Below are 21,683 nucleotides of genomic sequence, written 5' to 3' on the forward strand. Positions count from 1 at the left end.
AAATCGGCCGGGACAACAGAATCCGCAGGAACGCGCGTACTCATATACACCAGCATCCCCCCACACCCCCCGACCGGCGAATCAAACACCGCACGGCCCGGGCGGCGCGGAACCGCTCCCGGCCGGACCGGCCGGGAGCGGGCCGCGCGCCGTGCGCGGAGGTCAGGCGGGCGCGCCGGCGAACTTCGGGTTCGCGCCGTACTGGTTCTCCGAGGGCTGGCCCTCGATGCAGAAGAAGACCAGCAGGACGATCGCGCCGATGACCGGCACGAGGCCGATCAGCAGCCACCAGCCGGAGCGCCCGGTGTCGTGCAGGCGGCGGACGGAGACGCCGAGCGTGGGCAGGAGCACCGCGAGCGCGTAGACCGACTGGAGGTAGTCGAAGCCGATGGCGCGCCCCACGAAGAGGAGCACGATGCTGACCACCAGGTTGACCAGCGCGAACATCCAGTATTCGGTGCGGCGCGCGCGTCCGCCGAAGACGGCGTACTGCTTGAGCACGTCCAGGTACCAGTGCATGCGGAACCCCCCAAGGTCGACGACCGGAAACCCGTCCGGAACGGCCGGGCAGGCGGAATGTACGATTTTGTAGTGCACGGGTCAAGATATCCGGCAGTAGGAGTGCTCGATCCGTTCCATGACCTTCCGGTCGGACCCTCCCGATGGCGGGCCGGCAGTCATACACCGCGGCTTCCGGGGTAGACGGGGCGCGAACGGCCGGACCCACCGGCCGGCGCGCACACCCACCGCGGAGGTCCTCCGATGTCCCCCCAGCCCCAACCGGGCCGGCCCACGGCGTCCATGACGTTCGACCACATGCTGGAGCGGGTGCGGTACGACGGCGTCTACCCCACCCGGGAACGCGCCGAGGAAGCCGTACGGGCGGTGCTCGCCGCCCTGGGGCGCAGGCTCATCGGCGACGAACGCGTCGCGCTGGCCGCGTGCCTGCCCGTCGAGGCGGCGCTGGTCTTCACCGCCGAGATCCCCGAGATCCGTCCCATCACCTGCGGCGCCTTCGTCGATGACCTGGCCGCCCGCACCGGCGGCACCTCCGCCACCGCACGCTGGGACAGCTGCACCGTGCTCGCCGTGGTCGCCCGGCTGGCCGGCCGTGACCTGACCACGCGCGTCCTGCACCAGCTGCCGTGCGAATACGCCCCGCTGTTCGGCCGCGACGACCTCGTCGGCGCGGCCTGAGCCGGCCGCCCCGGGGCGGCCGCGGCGGTCACAGGTGCCGCATCCACAGGTTGGACTCGGCGTAGACGCCCCGGTCCCGCTCGCGGTCGATCTCCACGAGGTCGAGCGCTCCCGGTACGACGTAACTGCCGGTCCGCGGGAAGGCCATGTCCGCCCACGTCTCCCACTCGGCCACGGTGCCGGGGATCACCATGGAGCGCGGCGCGGGCGCGAGGACGGTCGCCCCGAGCCGTTGGTGGGTGCGGATCCAGGGGTCCAGGTGCAGTCCGTCGGCGCGCGCCCAGCCGGCGAAGTCCTCCATCGCCGCCAGCGGGTACCGCGCCTTGAGGGTGGGCCGCACCGGCACGATCACCCGCCGCAGGCCGGTGTCCACGGCGCGGTCGCGCAGCGCGGTGAGCACCCTGCCGGCCAGTCCGCCGCCGAGGCGGTCCGGGCGCACGGCCGCGACCATGACGCAGAGGGTGTCCGGTGGCACGGAGGCCTCGTGCCCGATCACCGCCTCGGCCATGGCGCCGTCGTAGCCGTCGGGCAGCGTGCCGACGTCCCCGTCCCAGCGCAACGGGACCCCCGCCCCGCCGGCGACCACCTCGCCGCCGTCGAGCAGCAGCACGTCGAACCGCGGGAAGTACTCCACCGCCCGGCGGCGGTACTGCGCCGAGGACGGGGCGTGCAGAACGAACTCCGGCCACCCGCCCCAGAGCGCGGCCCTCGCCTCCCCCCGGAGGTCGGGGCGCTCACTTGCCGTCACGATCTCCGTCCCGAGCACGCGGTGATCCTAGAAGGATCGTGCTCCCGCGCGACACCCCCCGGTGCGCGACGCCCCGGGGTGGACTACGGACTCGACCACGGACTTCCGGGGCGCGGTGAGGGGTGCCGCGGACCGAGAGTGGGAGCATCGCCCGCGATGGGCGCCGCCCACGAAGAGGAGCCCCGATGTCCGCGCCCAGCCTGGAGAAGACGGCGCCGACCGAGAGCGCCCCGGACCTCGCCCCGGAGGACCTCCGGGAAGCGGAGGCCGTGTTCGCGGACGCCCGTGGGCTCCTATTCGGGATCGCCTACCGCATGCTCGGCAGCGTTCGTGAGGCCGAGGACATCCTCCGGGCCGTTCGGACCTACTGGCGGGCCCACGACCGGTCCGGGGTGCGGGACCCACGGGCGACCCTGATCACGACGGTGACCAGGCTCGCGATCGTCGAGCTGCACTCCGCGAGGGCCCGACGGGAGGACTACGTGGGCTTCTGGCTGCCGGAGCCGGTCGCCACCACGAGCGACCCCGCGGTGGGCGCCGCGAACGGGGAGGCGCTGGATGTCGCGGAGCTGACGCTGATGGGCGGACTCACTCCGGCGGAGCGGGCGGCCTACGTGCTCCGGGATGCGTTCGACTGCCCGTACGGACGGATCGCGGAGATCATCGGCCTGTCCCAGACCGATGTGCGCCGCCTGGTCGTGCGGGCGCGCGAGTTCCTGGCCGGGGTCCCCCAGCGGTGCGCGGAGGGGTGAGAGTGCTGCAGCACGAGGCCGAGCCGGCTCGTCACGCGGTGCCGCCGGGGCGCCGGCCCGGCCGTGACGGCGGGGCCGCCACACCCCACCGGCTCTCAGTCGGAGTGCGTCCCGCCCGCGCCCCCGGTGTCCGCGGCTGGGGCGGACGCGAGGGCGCCCCGCAGGGCGCGACGGGAACTGATCCCGAGCTTCGTGTACACCTTCCGCAGGTGCCACTCCACGGTGTGCGGGCTGATGAACAGCTCCGCACCGATCTTCGGGTTCGTCATGCCGCCTGCGGCGAGGGTCGCGATCTGCGACTCCTGCGGGGTCAGCGCGCTCGCTCGTCCGGTCTCCCGTGCCCGGACGCGCTCGCCGCTGGCGAGCAGCTCGCGGCGGGCCCGTTCGGCGAACGCGTTCGCCCGCATTCCGTCGAACATCCCGTGGGCCGTGCGAAGGTGTTCGCGGGCGGCCGAACGGCGGTGGGTCCGGCGCAGCCACTCGCCGTACAGCAGATGGGTGCGCGCCACCTCCACGGCCACCCGATCGCGGCCGAACTCCTCGATCGCGGTCCGGTACAGGCCGTCGGCCTCGTCACTGTCGTCGGTGAGGAGAGCCTGGCTGCGGGCGCCGGCGCCGCGGGCCCATCCGGAATCGGCGGCGCGGGTCAGTTCGAGCAGCCGGGCGAGCGAGGCGCGCGCCTGGTCGAGTTCGCCGCACCGGGTCGCTGCCTCGACGTGTTCGACCAGCGACAGACCGGTGAAGTTGAACCCGTCGTGCTCGATGCCGGAACGCGCGGCCACCAGGGCCCGGTCGTAGCGTGCCAGGCCGTTGAACAGCACGCCTTGGATGTAGCCCATGGCGCCCAGGAGGGACACCTCGCCACCTTGCGCCGCTCTGGCCCTGGCGTCCTCGATGATGCCGGCGGCCACGTCCTCGTCGCCCCGCCAGGCGGCCAGGACGAGCGCCGCGTACTTGTGCGGGGCGTGGCCGGTCGCGGCGGCGATCGCGTCGGCCTCGTCGATCATCCGGGCCGCCTGGGCGAAGTCTCCGTAGTGGATGTGCACCCCGCCGGCGTAGATCAGTGCCGGTGGCAGCACGCCGAGCGCTCCGATGTCGCGGGCCAGGCGCACCGCACGGGTCGCCAGGGTGTCCCACGCGTGCAGGTCCCAGGCGTGGTGGATGAACGCCTCCAGGGCGACCGGGACCAGGAGGAGCCAGCGCATGACCGCCTCCCGGGTCCCGAGGTCCTCGTGCGCAAAAGGCTCCAGCGCGCGACACAGCGCCGGCACGCCGGTCTCCCAACCGTCCGCGAGGAGCGTGGCCACACCGTCCAGGAGCAGGTCGGCGGCCTCGGCGCCCGATGGGGGCGCCCCGGACCCGCGGGCAGCGATCGCCGCGGCGCGGGCACCTGTCGGACCGTGGACCCTGCCGGCGAAGATGGTCGCGCTGATCGCCTCGAGGTAGGTCTCCCGTGCCAGTGGCGACCCGGCGGTGGTGAACTGTGCGGCGGCGTCGAGGAGAAGGGGCGCCGCCTCGTCGCTGCGGCTGCGGGCGAAGAGGATCCTGGCACGCAGGCGCGCCAGGCGGGCCCGGTCCAGGGGGCTGAGGGGACTCAGCTCGGCCAGCGTCGCCTGCTCCGTGGCACGGTCGGGCGAGGCGGCCGAGAAGTGCGCCTCGGCGGCCGCGAGCGCTCGGCGCCCACGCGACCAGGGGTCCGGCGTCACCTCGGCCGCGCGCTCCAGCAGAACCGCCTCGGCGGCCATGCCGCCGCGCTGCCGCGCCCGGTCGGCGGCCTGCTCCAGCCCCGCGGCGACCTCCTCGTCCGCCCCGTCGACGGCCTGCGCCGCGTGCCAGGCGCGCCGGTCGGGATCCAGGACCGGATCCGTGGCCTCCGCCAGCGCGCGGTGCACCGCTCGGCGTTCCTCGGCGTCGGCTTGGTGGTAGACCGCGGAACGGACCAGCGGGTGGCGGAACCGGAGGGACTCACCGAACTCGATCAGGCCGGCCGCCTTGGCCGGAGCGGCATCGGGAGTGATCCTCATGGCGGCGGCCGCGCGGACCAGCAGGCGCGCGTCACCGACGGGTTCCGCCGCGGCGATCAGCAGCAGCGTCCGGGTCGAAGCCGGCAGCGAACCGAGCCGGTCGGCGAAGTCCCGCTCGACGCGGCTCGACACGGTGCCCTGGACACCCGGGGAGCCGGAGTCGAAGCCGTAGGCCAGCTCGGCGGCGCTGCGGCCGCGGGAGAACTCGAGCAGCGCGAGCGGGTTGCCGTGCATCTCGGCCACGAACCTGTCCCGCACCCGCTTCTCCAGCCGGCCGCCGACGGCGGCCTCGAGGAGCTCTCCGGCCGCGGCGGCGTCGAGACCGCCGAGCCGCATCTCCGGCAGGCCGCCGAGCGCGGCCTGCCCCTCGGGGTCGCGTACTGCGAACGTCATCGAGACGGCCTCGGCGAGCAGTCGCCGGGCCACGAACTCCAGTGTCTGCAACGACACCTGGTCCAGCCACTGGGCGTCGTCGACCACGACGAGCACCGGCCGGGTCTCCGAGGCCCGGGTGAGCAGCGTCAGCACCGCGAGACCGACCAGGAAGCGGTCGGGGGGATCTCCGGCCGCCATTCCGAACGCCACGCGGAGCGCATCACGCTGCGGGCCCGGCAACGCGTCGACCTCGGCCAGGAACGGCGCACACAGCTGGTGCAGGCTCGCGTAGGGCAGTTCCATGTCGGCCTCGATGCCCCGCGCCCGGGTCACGGTCACCTCTGACGCCCGGGCGGACACGTACTCCAGGAGCACCGACTTCCCGATGCCCGCCTCGCCACGGATCACCCGGACCCGGGACTCACCTTTGCGCAGGCCGGCCAGCAGGTCGTCGAGCTCCTCACACTCGCGATGCCGGCCAACCAGGTCGGGAAGCGGGCTGGCGGTCATGCGGCGCGGCTCCTAGAGGCTGAGGGGACGGCTCCCAGGACGGTTCTCGGGACGATCGCTGAAACCCTACCCGGGACGACTCCCGCCCTCTGGGTCGGACGACCGGGAGACGTGGGACAAACAGTCCTCTATGCGGCAAACAGGGCGCGGTGCGTGTTCAAGGCCACTTGGTGACGAGGACCGTTCCCGGAGCGGCCGATCACCCACCGGGGTGGGCTCAGGACTCCCGTGCGGAGGTGTAGCCGGCGGTCGGGTCCTGCTCCGGCGGGCGCTTGGCGGCGCCGCCCGTCGCCACGATGCGCGAGGCGGCCCGCACGGTGCCGTGGCGGCGGCGCCGCGCGAGGAGGCGGGTGGCGACCAGCACGGCCGCAACCACGGCGACGAGCACGGGGATCGCCACGAGACCGGCCCGGTGGAGCAGTTCGGTGGCGGCCGCACCGGCGAAGTAGCCGAGCAGCACGTTGCCGACGCCCCAGACCAGCGACGCGGCGCTGCTGTAGAGGAAGAAGCGGCGGTACGGCATGCCGGACGCCCCCGCGACGAAGGGCAGGAAGGTGCGGACGAAACCGACGAACCGCCCGGTGAACACCGCCGCGCCGCCGTGGCGCACCAGGAAGTGCTGGGCGCGTCCGATCCGGCTGTCGGGCCGTATCCGGTGCAGCCAGGTGCCCGGGTGGCGCTCGCAGTGCCGGCCGAGTGCGTAGCCGAGGCTGTCACCGACCATGCCGCCGGTGACGACCGCGGCGGCCAGGATCACAGGGTGCAGATCACCCCGGCCGGCGATGGCCGACGCCAGGAGGATGACCGTCTCGCCGGGGAGCAGCAGGCCGACGAACGCGCTGGTCTCCCCCGCCGTCACGGCGAACACGACGACGTACGTCCACCAACCGGCCGCCTCGATCAGGCCGTCCAGGTGCATGGCCGTCAGCCCGCCTGCCGCAGCGGCGCGGCCTCGGGTGCACGGCGCGCCTGCCGCCGGACCGGTACGAGGCGTGCGGTGAACCAGGCGAGCACCGGCACGCCCGCGGCCAGGAGGGCGCCGGCCACCGGGTCGTCGGCGGTCGCCACCGCGGCGGCGACCGAGGAGAGGGCGACCGCCGCGACGGCGGTCCGCGCCCAGGCGGCCGGGACGGCGGCGACGACCGCGAGCGCCGTCAGCAGGTACCAGCCCGCGCCCGCACCGGGCAGCGCGAAGTAGTCCGCCAGGTAGTCGCGGGCGGGTGACGTCCCGCGCACCGGCACCCGGCCCATCGACGCGGAGAGCGCCAGCCCGGCCCCGCTGGACAGCAGCAGCGCCACGGCGACGCGGACGTACACCGCGGGGTGCCGGTTGGCCAGCCAGAGCAGCGCCACCGCCATCAGGGGCCAGGGGGCCACCGCGTGGAGCCGGTCGAGCGCGTGTGCCGCATCCTGCCCCAGTGCCGTCCAGCCATCTCTCGCGGATGGGGGTGGGTTCACGGCGGCCTCCTGATCAGCCGGGTCCGCGTCGCCACTGCGGCGCGTCGACATCGTCTTCCGATCAGGCAACCGGACTTGGCTCTCCACTTATTTCCGCCGTGACGCACCTAACAGCGCGCACGGGACCGGCGGCACGGTCAGTTGAGGCCGTGGCCCTCGCGGCCCGGCGCCCGCAGGCCCTTGGCCTCCGCGTTCCCCAGCAGCGCACGCTCGGTCTGCAGCGGGGTCGGCGCGGCCGGCAGGGGTCCGGTGTGGGCCGGCCTGCAGGCCTCCAGCAGGAAAGCCACCAGGCGCCGCCACGCGTGCGGGGCGGCGCCCCGGGTCACCTCGATGACGCCCGCGTTGGCCATCAGGAACAGGAGAACGTCCTCCGGAACGACATCCGCGCGCAGCACTCCGGCCTCCTGCGCCCGGCGCACGAGTTCGGCCACGGCACGGTTCTGGCGCTCGCAGGAGCCCGCGGCCACCTGTGAGTTGGGGAGTCTGAGAACCAGCAGGTCACTGATGCCGCGGTCGGCCGCCATGGCGGCGCACAGCCGCTCGACGAAGGTGCTGAACCCGGTCCACGGGTCCTCGCAGAGCAGCGCCTCCTCAGCGATGGCCCCCACCTGCGTCAACTCCTCCGCGAAGGCGGCCTCGACCAGTTCCTCGCGCGTGGGGAAGCGCCGGTAGAGCGTGCCCGCGCCGACGCCCGCGCGCTCGGCGACCTCGTCCAACGGCGCGTCGAGGCCCCGCTCCTCGAAGATCTGGCGCGCGGCCGCAACGATCCGCTGCCTGTTGCGCAGGGCATCCGCACGAAGTCCCCGTTCGGCGGATCGGGGGCTCTCGGTCGCTGCCATGTACCCAGCCTACCAAGCGGAGAACCTGCTCCGGATGCCGTCACGCCGGCCCCCGCGGGCCGGTCGCGCGCCTACCGGCCCGCGGCCGTGCCGTCCTCGAGGGAGGTCGCGGGCGGGATGGGGAAGTTGCGGTCGAAGACGTTCTCCGGGTCCCACTCCGCCTTGAGCCGGCGCAGTCGCGCGAGGGCCGGCTCGGGGAAGGCGTCCGTCAGGCGGCCCGGGTCGGTGTCCGTCCCGAAGCTCAGGTACATGCCGTCCAGGTGCGAGCGGAGACGGGCCCACTGGGCGTTCATGCGCAAGGAAGCCGATGGAAGGCATCACTGATGGTGACCACGACCAGCCCCTTGCGCAGGGTGACGGAGCCTGTCCACCAACCGCGGAAGTACCGCACGAGACCCGTGAATCGGCGCGACCCGACCGCGGCCGGACGTCCTGCCCCGGCCTTGCCGCCACAGACGTGTGAACCGGTCAATTCCGCTCCGGCGGCCGTGAATTCAGCCCGCGGAAATATCTGCCGCGAATACGCCCGGCATTCCGTCCCGGAAATCCCATGAAGGCGCGGGAAAGCGGTCGGCATCAATCATATGCTTGCTCCATCAAGTAGATACGGACGACCGCACCCTGTCAACCCTGCGTCGGGCATCCCTCACCGGACCAGCGATGATTCATATCGGCGGACACACCGTCACATCGCCGTACCCGCACGGAAGGCACACCCGGCCACCCGCGATCTCCCGCGCCACGGCACCACGCGGGCACCCCCGCGGCTTTCTGTGATCTTCCCCACCGCGGGCCGAAGGAATACCGGGAACGAGACTCCCAGTTGTTGCCAGGCGTTCGATCACAACTGAACCGGAGGCAGAAATGAACGGCCCGCTCCCCTCTTCGGACGGCAGTGGCAGAAACACCGACGGCACCCGGATCGTCGTCCCGCTGTGGCGGGCCCCGCTCGCGGGACACGGCGTCCGCACGGAGTCACATCCGGGCACCCAGAGTGACCGGCAGGGCCTCCGGGCCCCGCAATGAGCGTCATCACGCCCTACGCGCACCGCGCCCGCCACCTGGCCCACGACGCCGTCTCCTGCCGGGCGGCCCACTCCGGGCCGTCGGCCGCCACCGTGGCCCGGCTCGTCCCGCGCGGTGCCGTCGTCGTGGCTGCCGTCATCGGCTACTTCGGCGTCCGGGGCCTGACCGACAGCTCCCCGGACGCGGCCCTGCACAACGCCGCCCGGGTCCGCGCCGCCGAGCGGCTCCTGCACCTGAACTGGGAATCCCCGTTGCAGGACCTGGTCGTGGACGACCACGCCGTCACACGGGTCCTCAACTGGATCTACATCTTCGGCCACTGGCCCGTCATCACGCTCACCCTCCTGTGGCTGCTCTCCCGGCACCCGGAGGTGTACACGAGGGCGGCCCGCGCGATGCTCCTCTCGGGCGCGGCAGGGCTCGCCGTCTTCGCCGCGTTCCCCGTGGCCCCGCCGCGGCTGGCGGCCCCGGGCATGACGGACACCGTCACGCAGCAGTCCCACGCCTACCGGCTGCTGCAGCCGCCCGCCTTCACCAACCAGTACGCGGCGATGCCGAGTCTGCACGTCGGCTGGAACCTCCTCATGACGCTGGCGGTCCTCGCCGCCACCCGGCAGGTCTGGGTCCGTGTGCTCGCCGTCGCGCTCACCGTGTCCATGGACGCCACCGTCGTCCTGACCGCCAACCACTACGTACTGGACGCCCTCGCGGGCGCCGCCCTGGCCCACGCCGGCTGGTACGCCGCAGGACGTCTCGGGACGGGCGCCCGGACACGCCCCGGCTCCCGCCCCCGGACGGCGGTGGCACGCCGACGGCACACGTGAGACCACCGACGGCACCTCGCCGCCGACCACGGGTCGCGGGCGGCGGCGGGTCCGGCGGACGCGCGCTCAGGAGCCGGCGGAGGCGTCGTTCCGCAACGGGGCTCCCCCTGCCGCCAGGCGCATGAGCGGGGTGTCGAAGTCCACGTCGGCGGCGGTGTGCTCGGCTCGCGTGGCGCTGCCGCCGAACCGGTGCCGGTAGCCGGACCAGGCCCGGTCGGCGATCGCGTCACCGACACCACTGGCCATCAGCGCCGCGAGCTCGACGGCCGCCCGGCCGATGCGGTCCCCCAGCGCCGACGCTCCCCAGTCCTCGGGGGCGGCGAAGACCGAGGTCGGGACGGAGAGGGCGCGCAGGTAGGCGAACATCGGGCGGACCTGGTCCTCGACGACGAGCGCGTGACGCGGGCTGCCCGCCGTAGCCGCGAGCAGCACGGGCTTGGCGACGACGAGGTCGCCGTCCAGGACGTCGAAGAACGACTTGAACAGACCGCTCACGCCCGCGGTGTAGACCGGGGTGGAGGTGATCACGCCGTCCGCCGCGGCCAGTTCGCCGATCGCCGCCTGCAGGCTCTCACCGGGGTGCCCGGAGACGATCGCCCGGGCGATGTCCACGGCCAGCGGGCCGAGTTCGATCGAGCGGGTGGTGGCCGCGCGCCCCTGCTCGCGCAGCGCGGCGACGGACCGGTGGGCGATGCGATCGGCCAGCAGCCTCGACGACGAGGGATCGCTCACGCCCGCGTCGACCACGACGAGGGTGAGCGGGCGGGCGGCGGTCGTGCCGCCGGCCGGGGTGGCTGTGCTCATGGCTCAGCCGACCGGGGGCCGTTGCGCGGCGACCGTGCGATCGCTGTCCTGGTACGGCGAGACGCCGGTGACGTTGTCCCCGCGGTTGGGGTTGGGCCGCGGCTGCCGCGGCTGCGCGTCACCGTACTTCGCCCGCACCAGGCTCGCGTGCGTGGGCGCGTCCGGCACGCCCGGGGCGCGCAGCGCGGCCATCTCCCTGCGGAGCACCGGCACCACCTCGGTGGCCAGCAGTTCCACCTGCTCCAGCACGACCTCGAGGGGCTGCCCCATGCCGTCCACGTTCCACAACTGGCGCTGGTAGTCGCCGAAGCGCTCCCGGAAGTCCATCGTCTTGTCGATGACCTCCTGCGGGCTGCCCACCGACAGCGGGGTGAGCTTGCGGTACTCGTCCAGCGAGCTCCCGCGGAACAGCGGGAAGCCCTCGAAGTACGGGCGGAACGCCGCGACCGCGTCCTGCGAGCGCCTGGCGATGTGGACCTGGCCGCCGAGGCCGACGATCGCCTGCTCCGGGGAGCCGTGGCCGTGGTGCGCGAACCGCCCGCGGTAGAAGGCGACGAGCCTTTCGAAGTGCCCGTACGGCGCGAGGACGTTGTTGGCGAAGAAGCCGTTGCCGTAGTACGCGGCCTGCTCGGCGATCTCGGGGGTGCGGATGGAACCGTGCCACACGAAGGGCGGCACGTCGTCGAGGGGGCGCGGGGTGGAGGTGAAGCCCTGCAGGGTGGAACGGAAGTTGCCCTCCCAGTCCACCACGTCCTCCCGCCACAGGCGGTGCAGCAGGTTGTAGTTCTCCAGGGCCAGCTCGACGCCCTTGTGGATGTCCTGCCCGAACCAGGGGTAGACCGGGGCGGTGTTGCCGCGGCCGAGGACGAGGTCGACCCGGCCCTTGGCGAGGTGCTGCAGCATCGCGTACTCCTCCGCGATGCGCACCGGGTCGTTGGTGGTGATCAGCGTGACGGAGGTGCTCAGCGTGATCCGCTCGGTGAGCGCCGCGATGTGGGCGAGGATCGTGGTCGGTGAGGAGGGGATGAACGGCGGATTGTGGTGTTCGCCGATGGCGACGACGTCCAGACCCACCTCGTCGGCGCGCCGCGCGATGCGGACGATCGCGTCGATGCGCTCCGCCTCGCTCGGGGTGCGTCCGCTGACCGGGTCCCGTGTGACGTCGCCGACTCCGAAGATGCCGAATTGCATGGTGGTCCGTCTTTCTGGTGCGGGAACGGATGGTGGGGTGGTTCAGGCGTCCGCGCCGGCGGGCGCACTCCGGTGGCGCGAGGGACCGGAGGCGAGCTCCGCCCGTACGCGCGGGGCGACTTCGGTGCCGAAGAGCCGGATGTTCTCCATCAGGTGCGCCTGCGGCATCGGGCCCATCCCGTACTTCAGGTCGAACCGGGTGGCGCCGAGGACGCGCATGGTCCTGACGATCCTGCGGGCGACGGTCGCGGGCGAGCCGACGTAGAGCGAGCCGTAGGCCCTTTCGTGCTCGTAGTACTCGCGGGTGATCGGCGGGAAGCCGCGCTCGCGGCGGGCCTCGAGCATGAAGCTCTCGTAGTACGGCCAGTACTCCTCGCTCGCCTGCTCGTCGGTCGCGGCGACGTGTCCCGGCGAGTGCAGGCCGATCGGCCGCGGGCCGTACCCGGCGGCCGCCGTGGACCGGCGGAAGAGCTCGGTGAGCCGGGCGAGGCGGGCCGGGTTGCCGCCGATGGCGCCGAGCATGAGGTTGAACCCGTACCTGGCCGCCCGGACGACCGACGCGGGACTGCCGCCGACACCGACCCACGTCGGGAGGGCCCCGGAGGCGGTGCGCGGGAAGACCTGGAGTCCGGGCAGCGCGGCCCGCGTCGTGCCCGTCCAGGTGACCGGACGCTCGGTGCGCAGCGCGGCGAAGAGCTCCAGCCGTTCCTCGAAGAGCCGCTCGTAGTCGGCGAGGTCGAAGCCGAACAGGGGGAAGGACTCCTTGCTCGACCCGCGGCCGAGAATCACCTCCGCGCGTCCCCGGGAGAGCGCGTCGAGCGTGGCGTACCGCTGGAACACGCGCACGGGGTCGTCGGAGCCAAGTACGGTGACGGCCGAGCCCAGCCGGATCCGCGAGGTCCGTGCCGCGACGGCGGTCAGCACCAGGTCGGGGGCCGAGAGCGGCATCTCCTCGATGTGGTGCTCCCCGAGCCCGAAGAAGTCCAGCCCTGCCCGTTCCGCCTGCACGCCCTCCTCGACCAGCGTGCGGAGGTTCTCGGGCTGACCGTGGGGACGTCCCACCGGGTCCGTGGTGATGTCCCCGAAACTGTCGACGCCGATGACGACGGGGAAGGACTCGTCCGCCTCCATGGCGCACCTCCCAATGTTTGACTCATCAAGCATATGCACATGATTGACTCGTCAAACAAGTGGGTGGATGTGTGATCCGCGCCGGGAGCGGACGAGGGGCGGGCGGACCGCCGCCCGCCCCCCTGCGGTTCGACGCCGAGGCGCCCGCGGTGTCACGGAACGCGCGCGGTCCACTCCGGGGAGCCGAACTTCACGGCGGCGAGTTCCTCGGCGCGGGCCAGCTCCTCGGCGGTGACGCTCCCGTCGGTGAGGCCGTAGCGGGCGCGGAAGGACTCGATCATGCGGTCGATGACGGCCTCGCGCGGCAGCCCGGTCTGGCGGCGCAGCGGGTCGACGCGCTTCTGCGCGCTGCGGGTGCCCTTGTCGGACATCTTCTCGCGCCCGATGCGCAGCACCTCGAGCATCTTGCCGGCGTCGATGTCGTAGGACATCGTCACGTGGTGCAGCACCGCCCCCGCCCCGCCGTCCGGGGCGACCACGCGTTTCTGCGCGGCGCCGGCGATCTTGCCGGCCTCGGTGGCGATGTCGTTCAGCGGCTGGTACCAGGCCTTGATGCCCATGTCGCCGAGGGCGTCGAGGACCCAGTCGTCGAGGTAGGCGTAGGAGTCGGCGAACGACAGCCCCGACACCAGGGAGGCGGGGACCGAGAGGGAGTAGGTGATGGTGTTCCCGGGCTCCACGAACATCGCGCCGCCGCCCGAGATCCGCCGTACGACGGTCAGACCGTGGCGCGCCGCGTTGTCCGCGTCGACCTCGTTGGCGAGGGACTGGAAACTGCCGATGACGACCGCCGGGGCGCCCCACTCCCACACGCGCAGGGTCGGCGGGCGCCGGCCGGCCGCGACCTCCGCGGTCAGGACCTCGTCGAGGGCCATGTGCAGGGCCGGGGACTGCGGCGCCTCGTGGATCAGCTGCCAGTCGTAGTCGGTCCAGTCCGTGGCCTGGGCGAGGGCACGCCGTACGGCGACGGCGATCCCCTCCGCGGTCAGGCCGTACATGACCGTCCCCTCGGGCAGGGCCGCCTCGATCCGGGTCGCGAGGCCGGCGGCGTCGGTATCGGCGGGAGCGCCCTCGAGCGCCCGGTCGATGGCGGAGATCGCCTCGTCCGGCTCCAGGAAGAAGTCGCCGGCGACGCGGACGTTGCGGAGCACCCCGTCGCGGTCGTCGAGGTCCACGACCACGAGCTTCCCACCGGGCACCTTGTACTCACCATGCATGACGACGACAACCGCCCCGGCCGTCTCTTTAGTCCCGGCGGCTGCGCAGGGCACGGACGGGGCGGGCGGGGCGCGCGCCGCCGCGGGGCGGATGTGCCTGTACTGAGGGGCGCCACGATGGAACACTGAGTCCGCAACCAGTCGTTCAGGGGGATCCGACATGACTGCCGCCCGGCCGGGCCACGAGCCCGCCACCGGTTCGCCGCTCGCAGCGCAGCGCGGTGGGCCGACCGTGCTGCGCATCGTCCTGGGCACGCAGCTGCGCCGGCTGCGCGAGTCCCGGCGGATCAGCCGGGAGGCGGCCGGTGAGGCGATCCGCGCGTCGCACGCGAAGATCAGCCGCCTGGAGCTCGGGCGGGTGGGCTTCAAGGAGCGCGACGTCGCCGACCTGCTCACCCTGTACGGCGTGACCGACCCGCAGGAACGCGCCGACCTGCTCGCGCTGGCCCGCCGGGCCAACAACCCCGGCTGGTGGCACCAGTACGCCGACGTCCTGCCGAGCTGGTTCGAGACGCACATCGGTCTGGAGGAGGCGGCGCACACCATCCGCACCTACGAGGTGCAGTTCGTCCCCGGCCTGCTGCAGACCGAGGCGTACGCCCGGGCTGTCACCCGGCTCGGCCACCCCCGCGCGACCGAGCGGGAGATCGGCCGCCGCGTCGACCTGCGGATGACCCGTCAGGAACTGCTCGCCAAGACGGACGCGCCGCAGCTCTGGGTCGTCCTCGACGAGGCGTGCCTGCACCGGCCCCTCGGTGGTGCGGAGGTGATGCGGGGTCAGCTGGAGCACCTGATGAAGGTCGCGGCGCTCCCCAACGTCACGCTGCAGATCGCCCCGTTCGACATCGGCGGTCTCGCCGCCGCGGGCGGCCCCGTCACCATCCTGCGCTTCTCCGAGCCCGACCTGCCCGACATCGTCTACCTGGAGCAGCTGACGAGCGCGCTCTACCTGGACAAGCAGGACGACGTGGAGCACTACCTGACCGTCATGGACCGGCTCGCGGCCGAGTCGCAGCCGCCCCGCAACACCGGCCGGATCCTGACCAGGCTCATCGACCGGTTGGGATGAGCACCGCCACCCGGGGGTGAACTGGGCGCGATCTTCCCTAGGATGACGGTTGCCCGGCGTCATCGCGGAGAAGGATGGATGTCATGACGGACGACGTCTCCTGGGTCGACCAGACCAGGCCAAGCATCGCGCGCGTCTACGACTACCTGCTCGGCGGCAAGGACAACTACGCCGTCGACCGGGAGATCGGCGACGTGTTCAGGAAGGACCTGCCCGGCTCGGTGGCGATCGCCTTCGCCAACCGCGCGGCGCTGATCCGTGCGATCCGGGAGATCGCCACCACGACCGGTGTACGGCAGTTCGTCGACCTGGGCAGCGGTCTGCCGACCGCGGACAACGTCCACCAGGTCGCCCAGCGGCACGCGCCCGGGTCCACGGTGGTGTACGTCGACAGCGACCCGATCGTCCTCGCCCACGGCCGGGCGCTGCTGGAGCAGAACGACGACACACGGGTCATCCAGGCCGACATACGCGAACCCGAGGTCATCCGGAACCACCCGGACACCCTCGAGGTGATCGACTTCGACAAACCCGTCGCCGTCATCCTCAGCGCCATCCTCCACCACGTCAACGACGACGAGGACCCGGCCGGCATCGTCAGCTACTGGCGCGAGCAGGTGCCCTCCGGCAGCTACTTCTTCGTCAGCCACTTCCGGTCCGGCAACAACCCGGAGACGGCCGAGTCGGAGCGCATCCTGCAGCAGACCTTCGGCCGCGGCCGGTGGCGCACCGACAAGGAGATCGAGGACCTGCTGGACGGCCTGGAGATGCTGGAGCCGGGCATCGTCGCCGCGTCGCTGTGGCGCCCGGATCCGGGCGACGGCGTCTCCCGGATCGGTGACACGGAGCGCGAACTCACCGTCTGGGAGCGCCTCATCGCCGCCGGGCTGGCCCGGAAGCCGTAGCCACGGGATCCCGCACCGCCGCCCTCGCCGGGCACGCGCCGGTGAACTCCGCGACGGGCGCGGGACGATCGTCTCCGTCCCGCCGGCGCCGGACGTGGCCGGGCACGGCGAGAGGAGCGGCCCGGGGACGCCGGGGGCCACTCCGGGGCCCCCGGGCCGCTGTGTTCATCAGACACCCCGTGGCGTGATCCGGCGAGCCGGACTGACCCACCCGGGTTCCTGCGCAACAAAGCGCGGTGGACACATGTGTGACGGGGTGTCCGGAGCGCCGGGGAGCGGGCCCGCGGTCAGCGGCTGTCACCGCGCCAGTCCCAGTGCACGGTGTCCCCCACCCGGGGCGCGTAGCGGGCGCGGCCGCCCGGGCCGAAACGGCCGATGTCGGTGCGCAGCTCGACGCCCGCCACGTGCTGCGGCTCGGTCCAGCCGGTCACGTCGAGCAGCAGCCCGTCCAGCGGGCCGCCGACCAGTTCCCGGTAGAGATGCCCGGGCCTGGGGCCCGGATCGGGGTCGTCGACGTCCGCACCGTAGACCCTGGGTCGTATCAGCTCGTCCATGCACTCCACGGTGTCACCCGGCACCGACAATCCCCCGGGGACGGGCCGCGCCGGCCCGGGGGCGGCCGGACCGGCGCGGTGGTCGGGCGGGTGCCGGTCGCCGCTCGCCGGCACACGCGTGGGATCGGGACCGCTCGCGGCCCCCCACGGCGCCAGGCGGCGTACTCCCGCCACCGGACACCCGCGTGACGTGCAACCGCCGGGCGCGGGCGGTCATTCCCTCTGCGGGCGGCGCAACCGCCCGGGACTGCGTCACCGACGGTGTGCGATCCATGACGCAGGACGCTTGTCCCGAATAGAACATTTCACGTATACCTGGATAAAGAGCCCATAAGGCTCCACGCCGCCTCCGCTCTCCATGCACCCCGAGGAGCCCCGGATGTCCCACGGAGCACGCTCTGCTCCCGCCGTCCCGCACCCCGACCCGGCCGCGGCGCGCGATTGTCCGGTCTGCCTCGGGTGGGGCACCCGGATCACGGCGCGGGGGCATCGGCTGTGCCTCGCGTGCCAGCGCCCGGCGGCGCCGCCGGTGCCGGGTGTCGACGCACCGATGCCGGCGGATCTGCGGCGGTGCCGGCCCCCGGCCGCCTGAGCGCCCCGTCCTTCGACCCGCCCGCGCGCAGCCCGGCCTCCAGTAACGAGGACCCGCCCGCCCGCCGGCAGCGGTGCGGTCGGCTGCCAGGGCGCGATGCCGAAGCGCGGCGGGGCCGTCCGGGCGACGACCCGGCGGCCGGTGCCCCGCTGGCACCCGGGCCCCCGGCCGCCGCCGAGCCGAGCGTTCCGGTGACATGACGGCACCCCTCCCCGGGGCTGAACAGTCGGCGCCCGCACGGCAGTTATGCGCTCTCGCGGACCCTCCGGACGGCCCGCCCGACATAAGATCCACTTCAGTCGGATCAGCAGGCAGGCGGCAGCGGAGGACCGGGTACACGCACATGGCCGAACACATCGCCACTCCCCCGGGCCGTGCCGCGCTCGCCGTACGCTGCCGTCACGTCGTCGACTCCGAGTGGTTCGGCGTTGCCGTCTTCGCCCTCGTCCTCGCCAACGCGGCCGTCCTCGGCGTCGAGACGTACGACGGGATCGCCGCGCGCTGGCACGCGCCCCTGAAGCTGGTGGAGCACTGCTTCCTGGCGGTCTTCACCGCCGAGGTCGTCTTACGGGCCTGCGCCCACGCCGACCGCCCCAAGGACTTCCTCCGCGACCCGTGGAACGTCTTCGACCTCGCCGTGGTGACGCTGGCGTACCTGCCCTTCGCACGCGAGAACGCCACGGCGCTGCGGTTGCTGCGACTGGCCCGGGTCGTGCGCGCGGCCCGCTTCCTGCCGCAGTTGCGCATCATCATCGTGGCCGTCGGCAAGAGCCTGCCCGGCACGCTCAGTTTCCTGCTGGTCGGCACCATGCTGCTGTACGTCTACGCCATGACCGGCTGGGTCTTCTTCGCCGACGACGACCCGGAGCACTACGGGTCCATCGGGCGGGCCGCCCTGTCGCTGTTCCTGCTGATCACCCTGGACGGCATCGGCGACGCCGTCCACGGCGGTCTCCAGATCTCGCGCTGGAGCCTGCTCTACTACGCCTCCTATGTGCTGCTCGGCTCGTTCGTGCTGGTCAACCTGCTGATCGGCGTGGTCATCAGCTCGCTGGAGGAGGCCAGGCAACTGGAGCACGAGCGCGAGGCGCCGCAGCGGGCGGCCGGCGGCGAAACGCCCGACCACCTGCGGGAACGCATCGCCACCGCCCGGCGGGCCCTGGACGAACTGGAGGCAGGGCTCGCGCTCGTGGGCGCGCGGGGCGCGGGCCCGCAGGCCGCGGACACGGCGGCGGAAACGGCGGACGCCGCGAACGCGGACACCGGGCCTTTCGCCGCAACGGCCGGGCCGGCGGAGGCACGCGGGTGAGGTCAGAGCGTCAGGATCCGCCCGAACGTCCCCACTGCGATCAGGAGCGTGACGGCGAAGATCGCCACCAGGGCCACGACCTCCCAGGCCTTCGGGACCTCCGGTGGCTCGGCGTAGGAGATGCCCGCGGTGGTGCTCTCCTCGCAGGCCGGCGTCGGAGTGGGCTCCGTGCGGGCACGGTGCGGGCGGAGGGCGGGTGCGGGCTCCGCCGCGGTGCCGGACGTGGCGCCGAAGGCCGGGCCGATCGTGGGGCCGATCAACAGCCGCGGACTGATCAGTGTGTCGGGCATGCTCACCACTCCGGACGTTCCTCTGGCGGACGCGGGAATCGCTCCGCACGGCGTCACGTCGGGCGGCGGCAGCCGGCACCTGCGGTCCTCGGCTCGGTCCGCGGAGGCCTCCACTGTCCACTGCCCGGGCGATTCATCTTATATCCGCACGAAGGGAACCACGATCAGGGAACTCCACCCCTCCCGGGCGACGCGTGAGCGCTCCGTCACGCACGGTGGCCGGCGACGCTCGTTCCCCTCGCCGCACCGGACGATCCCGGCGCCATGGGAGAGGATGAGGCGAGGGCTCACGAAGGCAACGCCTGGGGAGAGGACGGAAGATGAGCGACGCACTGGTGCTCGGTGGCGGGGGCGTCGCCGGGATCGCCTGGATCACCGGGCTGCTGGCGGGGCTCGCGGACGCGGGGCAGGACGTGACGGGTGCCGAGGTGCTCGTCGGGACGTCGGCAGGGGCGACGGTCGCGGCGCAACTGGGCAGCGGGCTGTCCCTGGACGAGCTCTACGCCCGGCAGACCGAGCCCGAGTTGCAGTCGGCCGAGATCATGGCCGACGTGGACCTGACGAACTTCGGCGCGGGCATCGCGGAAGTCCTGCAAGGCGCGGCCTCCGTCGCCGACATGCGCCGTGCGGTCGGCGAGTACGCCGTCGGTGCCGAGACGGTGCCGGAGGCGGAACGCCGGCGGGTGATCGAGTCCCGTCTCCCCTCCCACGACTGGCCGGCCTCCCGGACGGTGCGGATCGTCGCCGTGGACGCGCGGACGGGTGAGCCGCGGGTCTTCGACGGCTCGACCGGGGTGGACCTGGTGGACGCCGTCGCCGCGAGCTGCGCCGTGCCGGGCATCTGGCCCCCCGTGACGATCGACGGGCGGCGTTTCGTCGACGGCGGAGTGCGGTCCGCCGCGAACGCCGACTACGCGGCGGGCGCGTCGCGTGTGCTGACGATCGTGCCGATGGGGACCACCGAGCTGTTCCCCAGCGAGCGGCCCCTGGAACAGGCGCTGGCGGAACTGCGGGCCGCAGGCGCCGAGGTCGCGGTGGTCGGGCCGGACGAGGCGTCGGTGGCGGCGATCGGCACGAACCCCCTCGACCCCGCCACCCGCCGCCCCGCCGCCGCGGCCGGGCGCGCGCAGGGCCGAGAACTGGAGCTCCGGTGGAGCCGGGTGTGACCCCCCGGCGGGCGGGGCAGGGGCATCGCCCCCGCCGCGAACGCCGAACCGGGACGAGGTGCGGGTGCGCAAGGTGGCCCTCCACGAACGCCCTGCGTGGCGCCGCGCCTGCGCTGCCGCACGACGCCGGCCGAGCACGCAGTCCCGTCGGTGACGGACGCCGGACCTGATGGATCCCGAGCGCGGGATTGCCGGGAACCAGCAGTGCGCACGGGTCGCCGGGCGGGCATGCTGATGTCCGCCGCAGAAAGGGGGGCGTCGGTGCGAACAGCCAAGACCCGCAGCGTGGTACGTGCCCGCATGGGATCGGGCCTGGCGGTGACGGTCCTTCTGTTGCCCTTCGTCGGCTACGGGCCGGCCAGGGTGGGGCTGGTCCCCGAAGGCTCACCGATCGCGCTCGGCCTGCTGTCGCTCATCGTCGGCTTCGTACTCCTGCCCGCCCTGTGCGAGGAACGGGACACGCGTCGGCAGTCGTCGCTGCGCCTGACCGCACTCACCTTGACCGGCGAACGGTCCGTCGACCTCGACCGGATCACCTCTGTCCGGCTGCTGACGACCTTCTCGTACAACGGGGCGTGCCGAACCCTGTTGGTGCGCGACGCCGACCATGTGCGTCTGGGCATCACGAGCGAGAGAAGCCGCAGGAAGCTGCGCCGAGCGATCGAGGAAGCGGACGCGCGCGCCGCACGAGGTGTGCCCGGGCCGCGTGTGAGCCGTGCGGCCCGCGCACACCTGGGGCTTGCCGCGAAGCGAGGGCTCGTCGTCCACACGGTTCTCGCGTTCCTGCTTCTGACGGTGTCCGCGAGCCTTTACGTGGCCGCTCTGCTCCGACTCGGCGGGCAGTAGTCCTCCCCGTGACGGCGGCAGGAGCACGTGCCGCTCAAGCTCCGCCCGACGCCCGGGCCCGCGTCGCCCGCCGTCCGTTCAGGACCGTACGCCGGTCAGCCGGAGGACCGCGTCCAGGCCGCGGTGCGCACCGGGGGCGGCACCCGCGGGCAGGACGTACGAGCGCAGTCCCGCGCCGGCCGCGCCGCCGTCCTTGGCGGGGTGGTCACCCACCATCAGCGTCTCGGCGGGGTCGACGCCGAGCGCTCCGCAGGCGTGCCCGAACAGAACGGGGTCGGGCTTCTCGGTGTCGTACGCGTAGGAGTGCACCCACGCGGAGAAGTGCCGGTCGAGCCCGTGGTGGGCGAAGGTCGGCCGCAGGTCCCAGCCCACGTCGCTGACGACGCCCAGGGCGATGCCCGCGTCCCGCAGGGACCGCAGTGTGGCCCCGGCGTCGGCGTACGGCACCCAGTGGCCGGGGGACCGCAACTGGTCGTAGAGCGCGTCGGCGTGGGGCGCGAGTTCGGGAACGGAGGCGTACCACGTGGTGAAGGCGTGACGGTGCGCCTTCGAGGAGACGTCCCGGCCCGGTTGCGCGCGCACCACCTCGGGGTCCGTGAGCCCCGCCGCCAGCCCGTCCAGCAGCCGGTCCATCTCCGGTTCGTCCACGGGCCGTCCGAGCACGGCGCGGATCCGGTCCGCGTACGAGGCGATCTGGAACAGGGTGCCGGAGAAGTCGAAGAGCACGGCACGTACGGGCAGCGAGGCGCGGGCGGCGGCCGTGGCGCGCAGGGGACCTTCGGGACCGCAGACGGGATGGCGTGTCATCGGATCTTCCTACCGCACGCTCCGCGTGCCCCGCCAGGCACGCAGGGCC

22 protein-coding genes are annotated in these 21,683 nt (G+C 73.1%); 8 read left to right on the top strand and 14 right to left on the bottom strand.

Annotated features, from left to right (window positions below; genetic code table 11):
• Window positions 1–162: 162 nt before the first annotated feature.
• Window positions 163–519 (bottom strand): DUF805 domain-containing protein, encoded by a 357-nt coding sequence (locus ACFW3D_RS30380; RefSeq protein ID WP_500509416.1) that lies wholly within the window; start codon window positions 517–519, stop codon window positions 163–165.
• Between the two features lie 243 nt (window positions 520–762).
• Here ACFW3D_RS30380 and ACFW3D_RS30385 point away from each other — a divergent pair, with 243 nt between their 5' ends.
• Complete coding sequence (locus ACFW3D_RS30385) at window positions 763–1,197, top strand: DUF2267 domain-containing protein (protein WP_500509419.1); 435 nt, start codon at window positions 763–765, stop codon at window positions 1,195–1,197.
• A gap of 28 nt (window positions 1,198–1,225) precedes the next feature.
• On the opposite strand, the gene ACFW3D_RS30390 is transcribed toward ACFW3D_RS30385, so the two are convergent.
• The gene (locus ACFW3D_RS30390) at window positions 1,226–1,963 is read right to left on the bottom strand and encodes a hypothetical protein (RefSeq protein ID WP_500509421.1); all 738 of its coding nucleotides are present in this window, start codon (window positions 1,961–1,963) and stop codon (window positions 1,226–1,228) included.
• Between the two features lie 167 nt (window positions 1,964–2,130).
• Here ACFW3D_RS30390 and ACFW3D_RS30395 point away from each other — a divergent pair, with 167 nt between their 5' ends.
• A complete protein-coding gene (locus ACFW3D_RS30395) occupies window positions 2,131–2,697 on the top strand; it encodes a sigma factor-like helix-turn-helix DNA-binding protein (protein WP_500509423.1) in 567 nt (188 codons plus the stop codon).
• Window positions 2,698–2,792: 95 nt separating this feature from the next.
• Here the strand turns inward: ACFW3D_RS30395 and ACFW3D_RS30400 are convergent, their stop codons facing one another.
• The 5 genes from ACFW3D_RS30400 to ACFW3D_RS30420 all read right to left on the bottom strand — a co-directional run bounded on the left by ACFW3D_RS30400 (window position 2,793) and on the right by ACFW3D_RS30420 (window position 8,196).
• A complete protein-coding gene (locus tag ACFW3D_RS30400; RefSeq protein ID WP_500509426.1) occupies window positions 2,793–5,606 on the bottom strand; it encodes an AAA family ATPase in 2,814 nt (937 codons plus the stop codon).
• A 217-nt stretch (window positions 5,607–5,823) separates the two neighbouring features.
• Window positions 5,824–6,525, bottom strand: coding sequence for a DedA family protein (locus ACFW3D_RS30405; protein ID WP_500509428.1), 702 nt, complete (start codon window positions 6,523–6,525; stop codon window positions 5,824–5,826).
• Window positions 6,526–6,530: 5 nt separating this feature from the next.
• Window positions 6,531–7,064 carry a hypothetical protein gene (locus tag ACFW3D_RS30410; RefSeq protein ID WP_500509430.1) on the bottom strand — a complete coding sequence of 178 codons (534 nt, stop codon included), beginning with the start codon at window positions 7,062–7,064 and terminating at the stop codon, window positions 6,531–6,533.
• Window positions 7,065–7,201: 137 nt separating this feature from the next.
• Window positions 7,202–7,903, bottom strand: coding sequence for a TetR/AcrR family transcriptional regulator (locus ACFW3D_RS30415; protein ID WP_500509432.1), 702 nt, complete (start codon window positions 7,901–7,903; stop codon window positions 7,202–7,204).
• A 71-nt stretch (window positions 7,904–7,974) separates the two neighbouring features.
• A complete protein-coding gene (locus tag ACFW3D_RS30420) occupies window positions 7,975–8,196 on the bottom strand; it encodes a BBE domain-containing protein (RefSeq protein ID WP_500509550.1) in 222 nt (73 codons plus the stop codon).
• A gap of 729 nt (window positions 8,197–8,925) precedes the next feature.
• Here ACFW3D_RS30420 and ACFW3D_RS30425 point away from each other — a divergent pair.
• Window positions 8,926–9,753, top strand: coding sequence for a phosphatase PAP2 family protein (locus ACFW3D_RS30425; protein ID WP_500509434.1), 828 nt, complete (start codon window positions 8,926–8,928; stop codon window positions 9,751–9,753).
• 66 nt (window positions 9,754–9,819) lie between these two features.
• Here ACFW3D_RS30425 and ACFW3D_RS30430 read toward each other — a convergent pair whose 3' ends face one another.
• From ACFW3D_RS30430 to lplAB, 4 genes are all read right to left on the bottom strand, one after another.
• On the bottom strand, window positions 9,820–10,557 hold the full coding sequence (locus ACFW3D_RS30430) for a CE1759 family FMN reductase (protein ID WP_500509436.1): 738 nt from the start codon (window positions 10,555–10,557) through the stop codon (window positions 9,820–9,822).
• 3 nt (window positions 10,558–10,560) lie between these two features.
• A complete protein-coding gene (locus ACFW3D_RS30435; protein ID WP_500509438.1) occupies window positions 10,561–11,748 on the bottom strand; it encodes a CE1758 family FMN-dependent luciferase-like monooxygenase in 1,188 nt (395 codons plus the stop codon).
• Window positions 11,749–11,790: 42 nt separating this feature from the next.
• Entirely contained in the window at window positions 11,791–12,879 is a 1,089-nt protein-coding gene (locus ACFW3D_RS30440) for an LLM class flavin-dependent oxidoreductase (RefSeq protein ID WP_500509440.1), read from the bottom strand.
• Window positions 12,880–13,031: 152 nt separating this feature from the next.
• Window positions 13,032–14,096 carry a lipoate-protein ligase LplAB gene (lplAB, locus tag ACFW3D_RS30445; protein WP_500509442.1) on the bottom strand — a complete coding sequence of 355 codons (1,065 nt, stop codon included), beginning with the start codon at window positions 14,094–14,096 and terminating at the stop codon, window positions 13,032–13,034.
• 160 nt (window positions 14,097–14,256) lie between these two features.
• On the opposite strand from lplAB, the gene ACFW3D_RS30450 reads away from it, so the two are divergent.
• The gene (locus ACFW3D_RS30450; RefSeq protein ID WP_500509445.1) at window positions 14,257–15,165 is read left to right on the top strand and encodes a Sco1979 family transcriptional regulator; all 909 of its coding nucleotides are present in this window, start codon (window positions 14,257–14,259) and stop codon (window positions 15,163–15,165) included.
• Window positions 15,166–15,239: 74 nt separating this feature from the next.
• Entirely contained in the window at window positions 15,240–16,070 is an 831-nt protein-coding gene (locus ACFW3D_RS30455; RefSeq protein ID WP_500509447.1) for an SAM-dependent methyltransferase, read from the top strand.
• A gap of 287 nt (window positions 16,071–16,357) precedes the next feature.
• Here ACFW3D_RS30455 and ACFW3D_RS30460 read toward each other — a convergent pair whose 3' ends face one another.
• On the bottom strand, window positions 16,358–16,624 hold the full coding sequence (locus tag ACFW3D_RS30460) for a hypothetical protein (RefSeq protein WP_500509449.1): 267 nt from the start codon (window positions 16,622–16,624) through the stop codon (window positions 16,358–16,360).
• A gap of 935 nt (window positions 16,625–17,559) precedes the next feature.
• Here ACFW3D_RS30460 and ACFW3D_RS30465 point away from each other — a divergent pair.
• Complete coding sequence (locus ACFW3D_RS30465; RefSeq protein ID WP_500509451.1) at window positions 17,560–18,525, top strand: ion transporter; 966 nt, start codon at window positions 17,560–17,562, stop codon at window positions 18,523–18,525.
• A gap of 2 nt (window positions 18,526–18,527) precedes the next feature.
• Here the strand turns inward: ACFW3D_RS30465 and ACFW3D_RS30470 are convergent, their stop codons facing one another.
• The gene (locus tag ACFW3D_RS30470) at window positions 18,528–18,815 is read right to left on the bottom strand and encodes a DUF6480 family protein (protein ID WP_500509453.1); all 288 of its coding nucleotides are present in this window, start codon (window positions 18,813–18,815) and stop codon (window positions 18,528–18,530) included.
• Between the two features lie 320 nt (window positions 18,816–19,135).
• On the opposite strand from ACFW3D_RS30470, the gene ACFW3D_RS30475 reads away from it, so the two are divergent.
• Window positions 19,136–19,981, top strand: a complete 846-nt coding sequence (locus ACFW3D_RS30475) for a patatin-like phospholipase family protein (protein ID WP_500509455.1) — start codon at window positions 19,136–19,138, stop codon at window positions 19,979–19,981.
• A gap of 261 nt (window positions 19,982–20,242) precedes the next feature.
• A complete protein-coding gene (locus tag ACFW3D_RS30480) occupies window positions 20,243–20,827 on the top strand; it encodes a hypothetical protein (RefSeq protein ID WP_500509457.1) in 585 nt (194 codons plus the stop codon).
• 78 nt (window positions 20,828–20,905) lie between these two features.
• On the opposite strand, the gene ACFW3D_RS30485 is transcribed toward ACFW3D_RS30480, so the two are convergent.
• On the bottom strand, window positions 20,906–21,634 hold the full coding sequence (locus ACFW3D_RS30485; RefSeq protein WP_500509459.1) for an HAD family hydrolase: 729 nt from the start codon (window positions 21,632–21,634) through the stop codon (window positions 20,906–20,908).
• Window positions 21,635–21,683 lie beyond the last annotated feature (49 nt).

It is taken from the genome of Streptomyces sp. NPDC058864 (genome assembly GCF_042742985.1).
Lineage (GTDB): Bacteria > Actinomycetota > Actinomycetes > Streptomycetales > Streptomycetaceae > Actinacidiphila.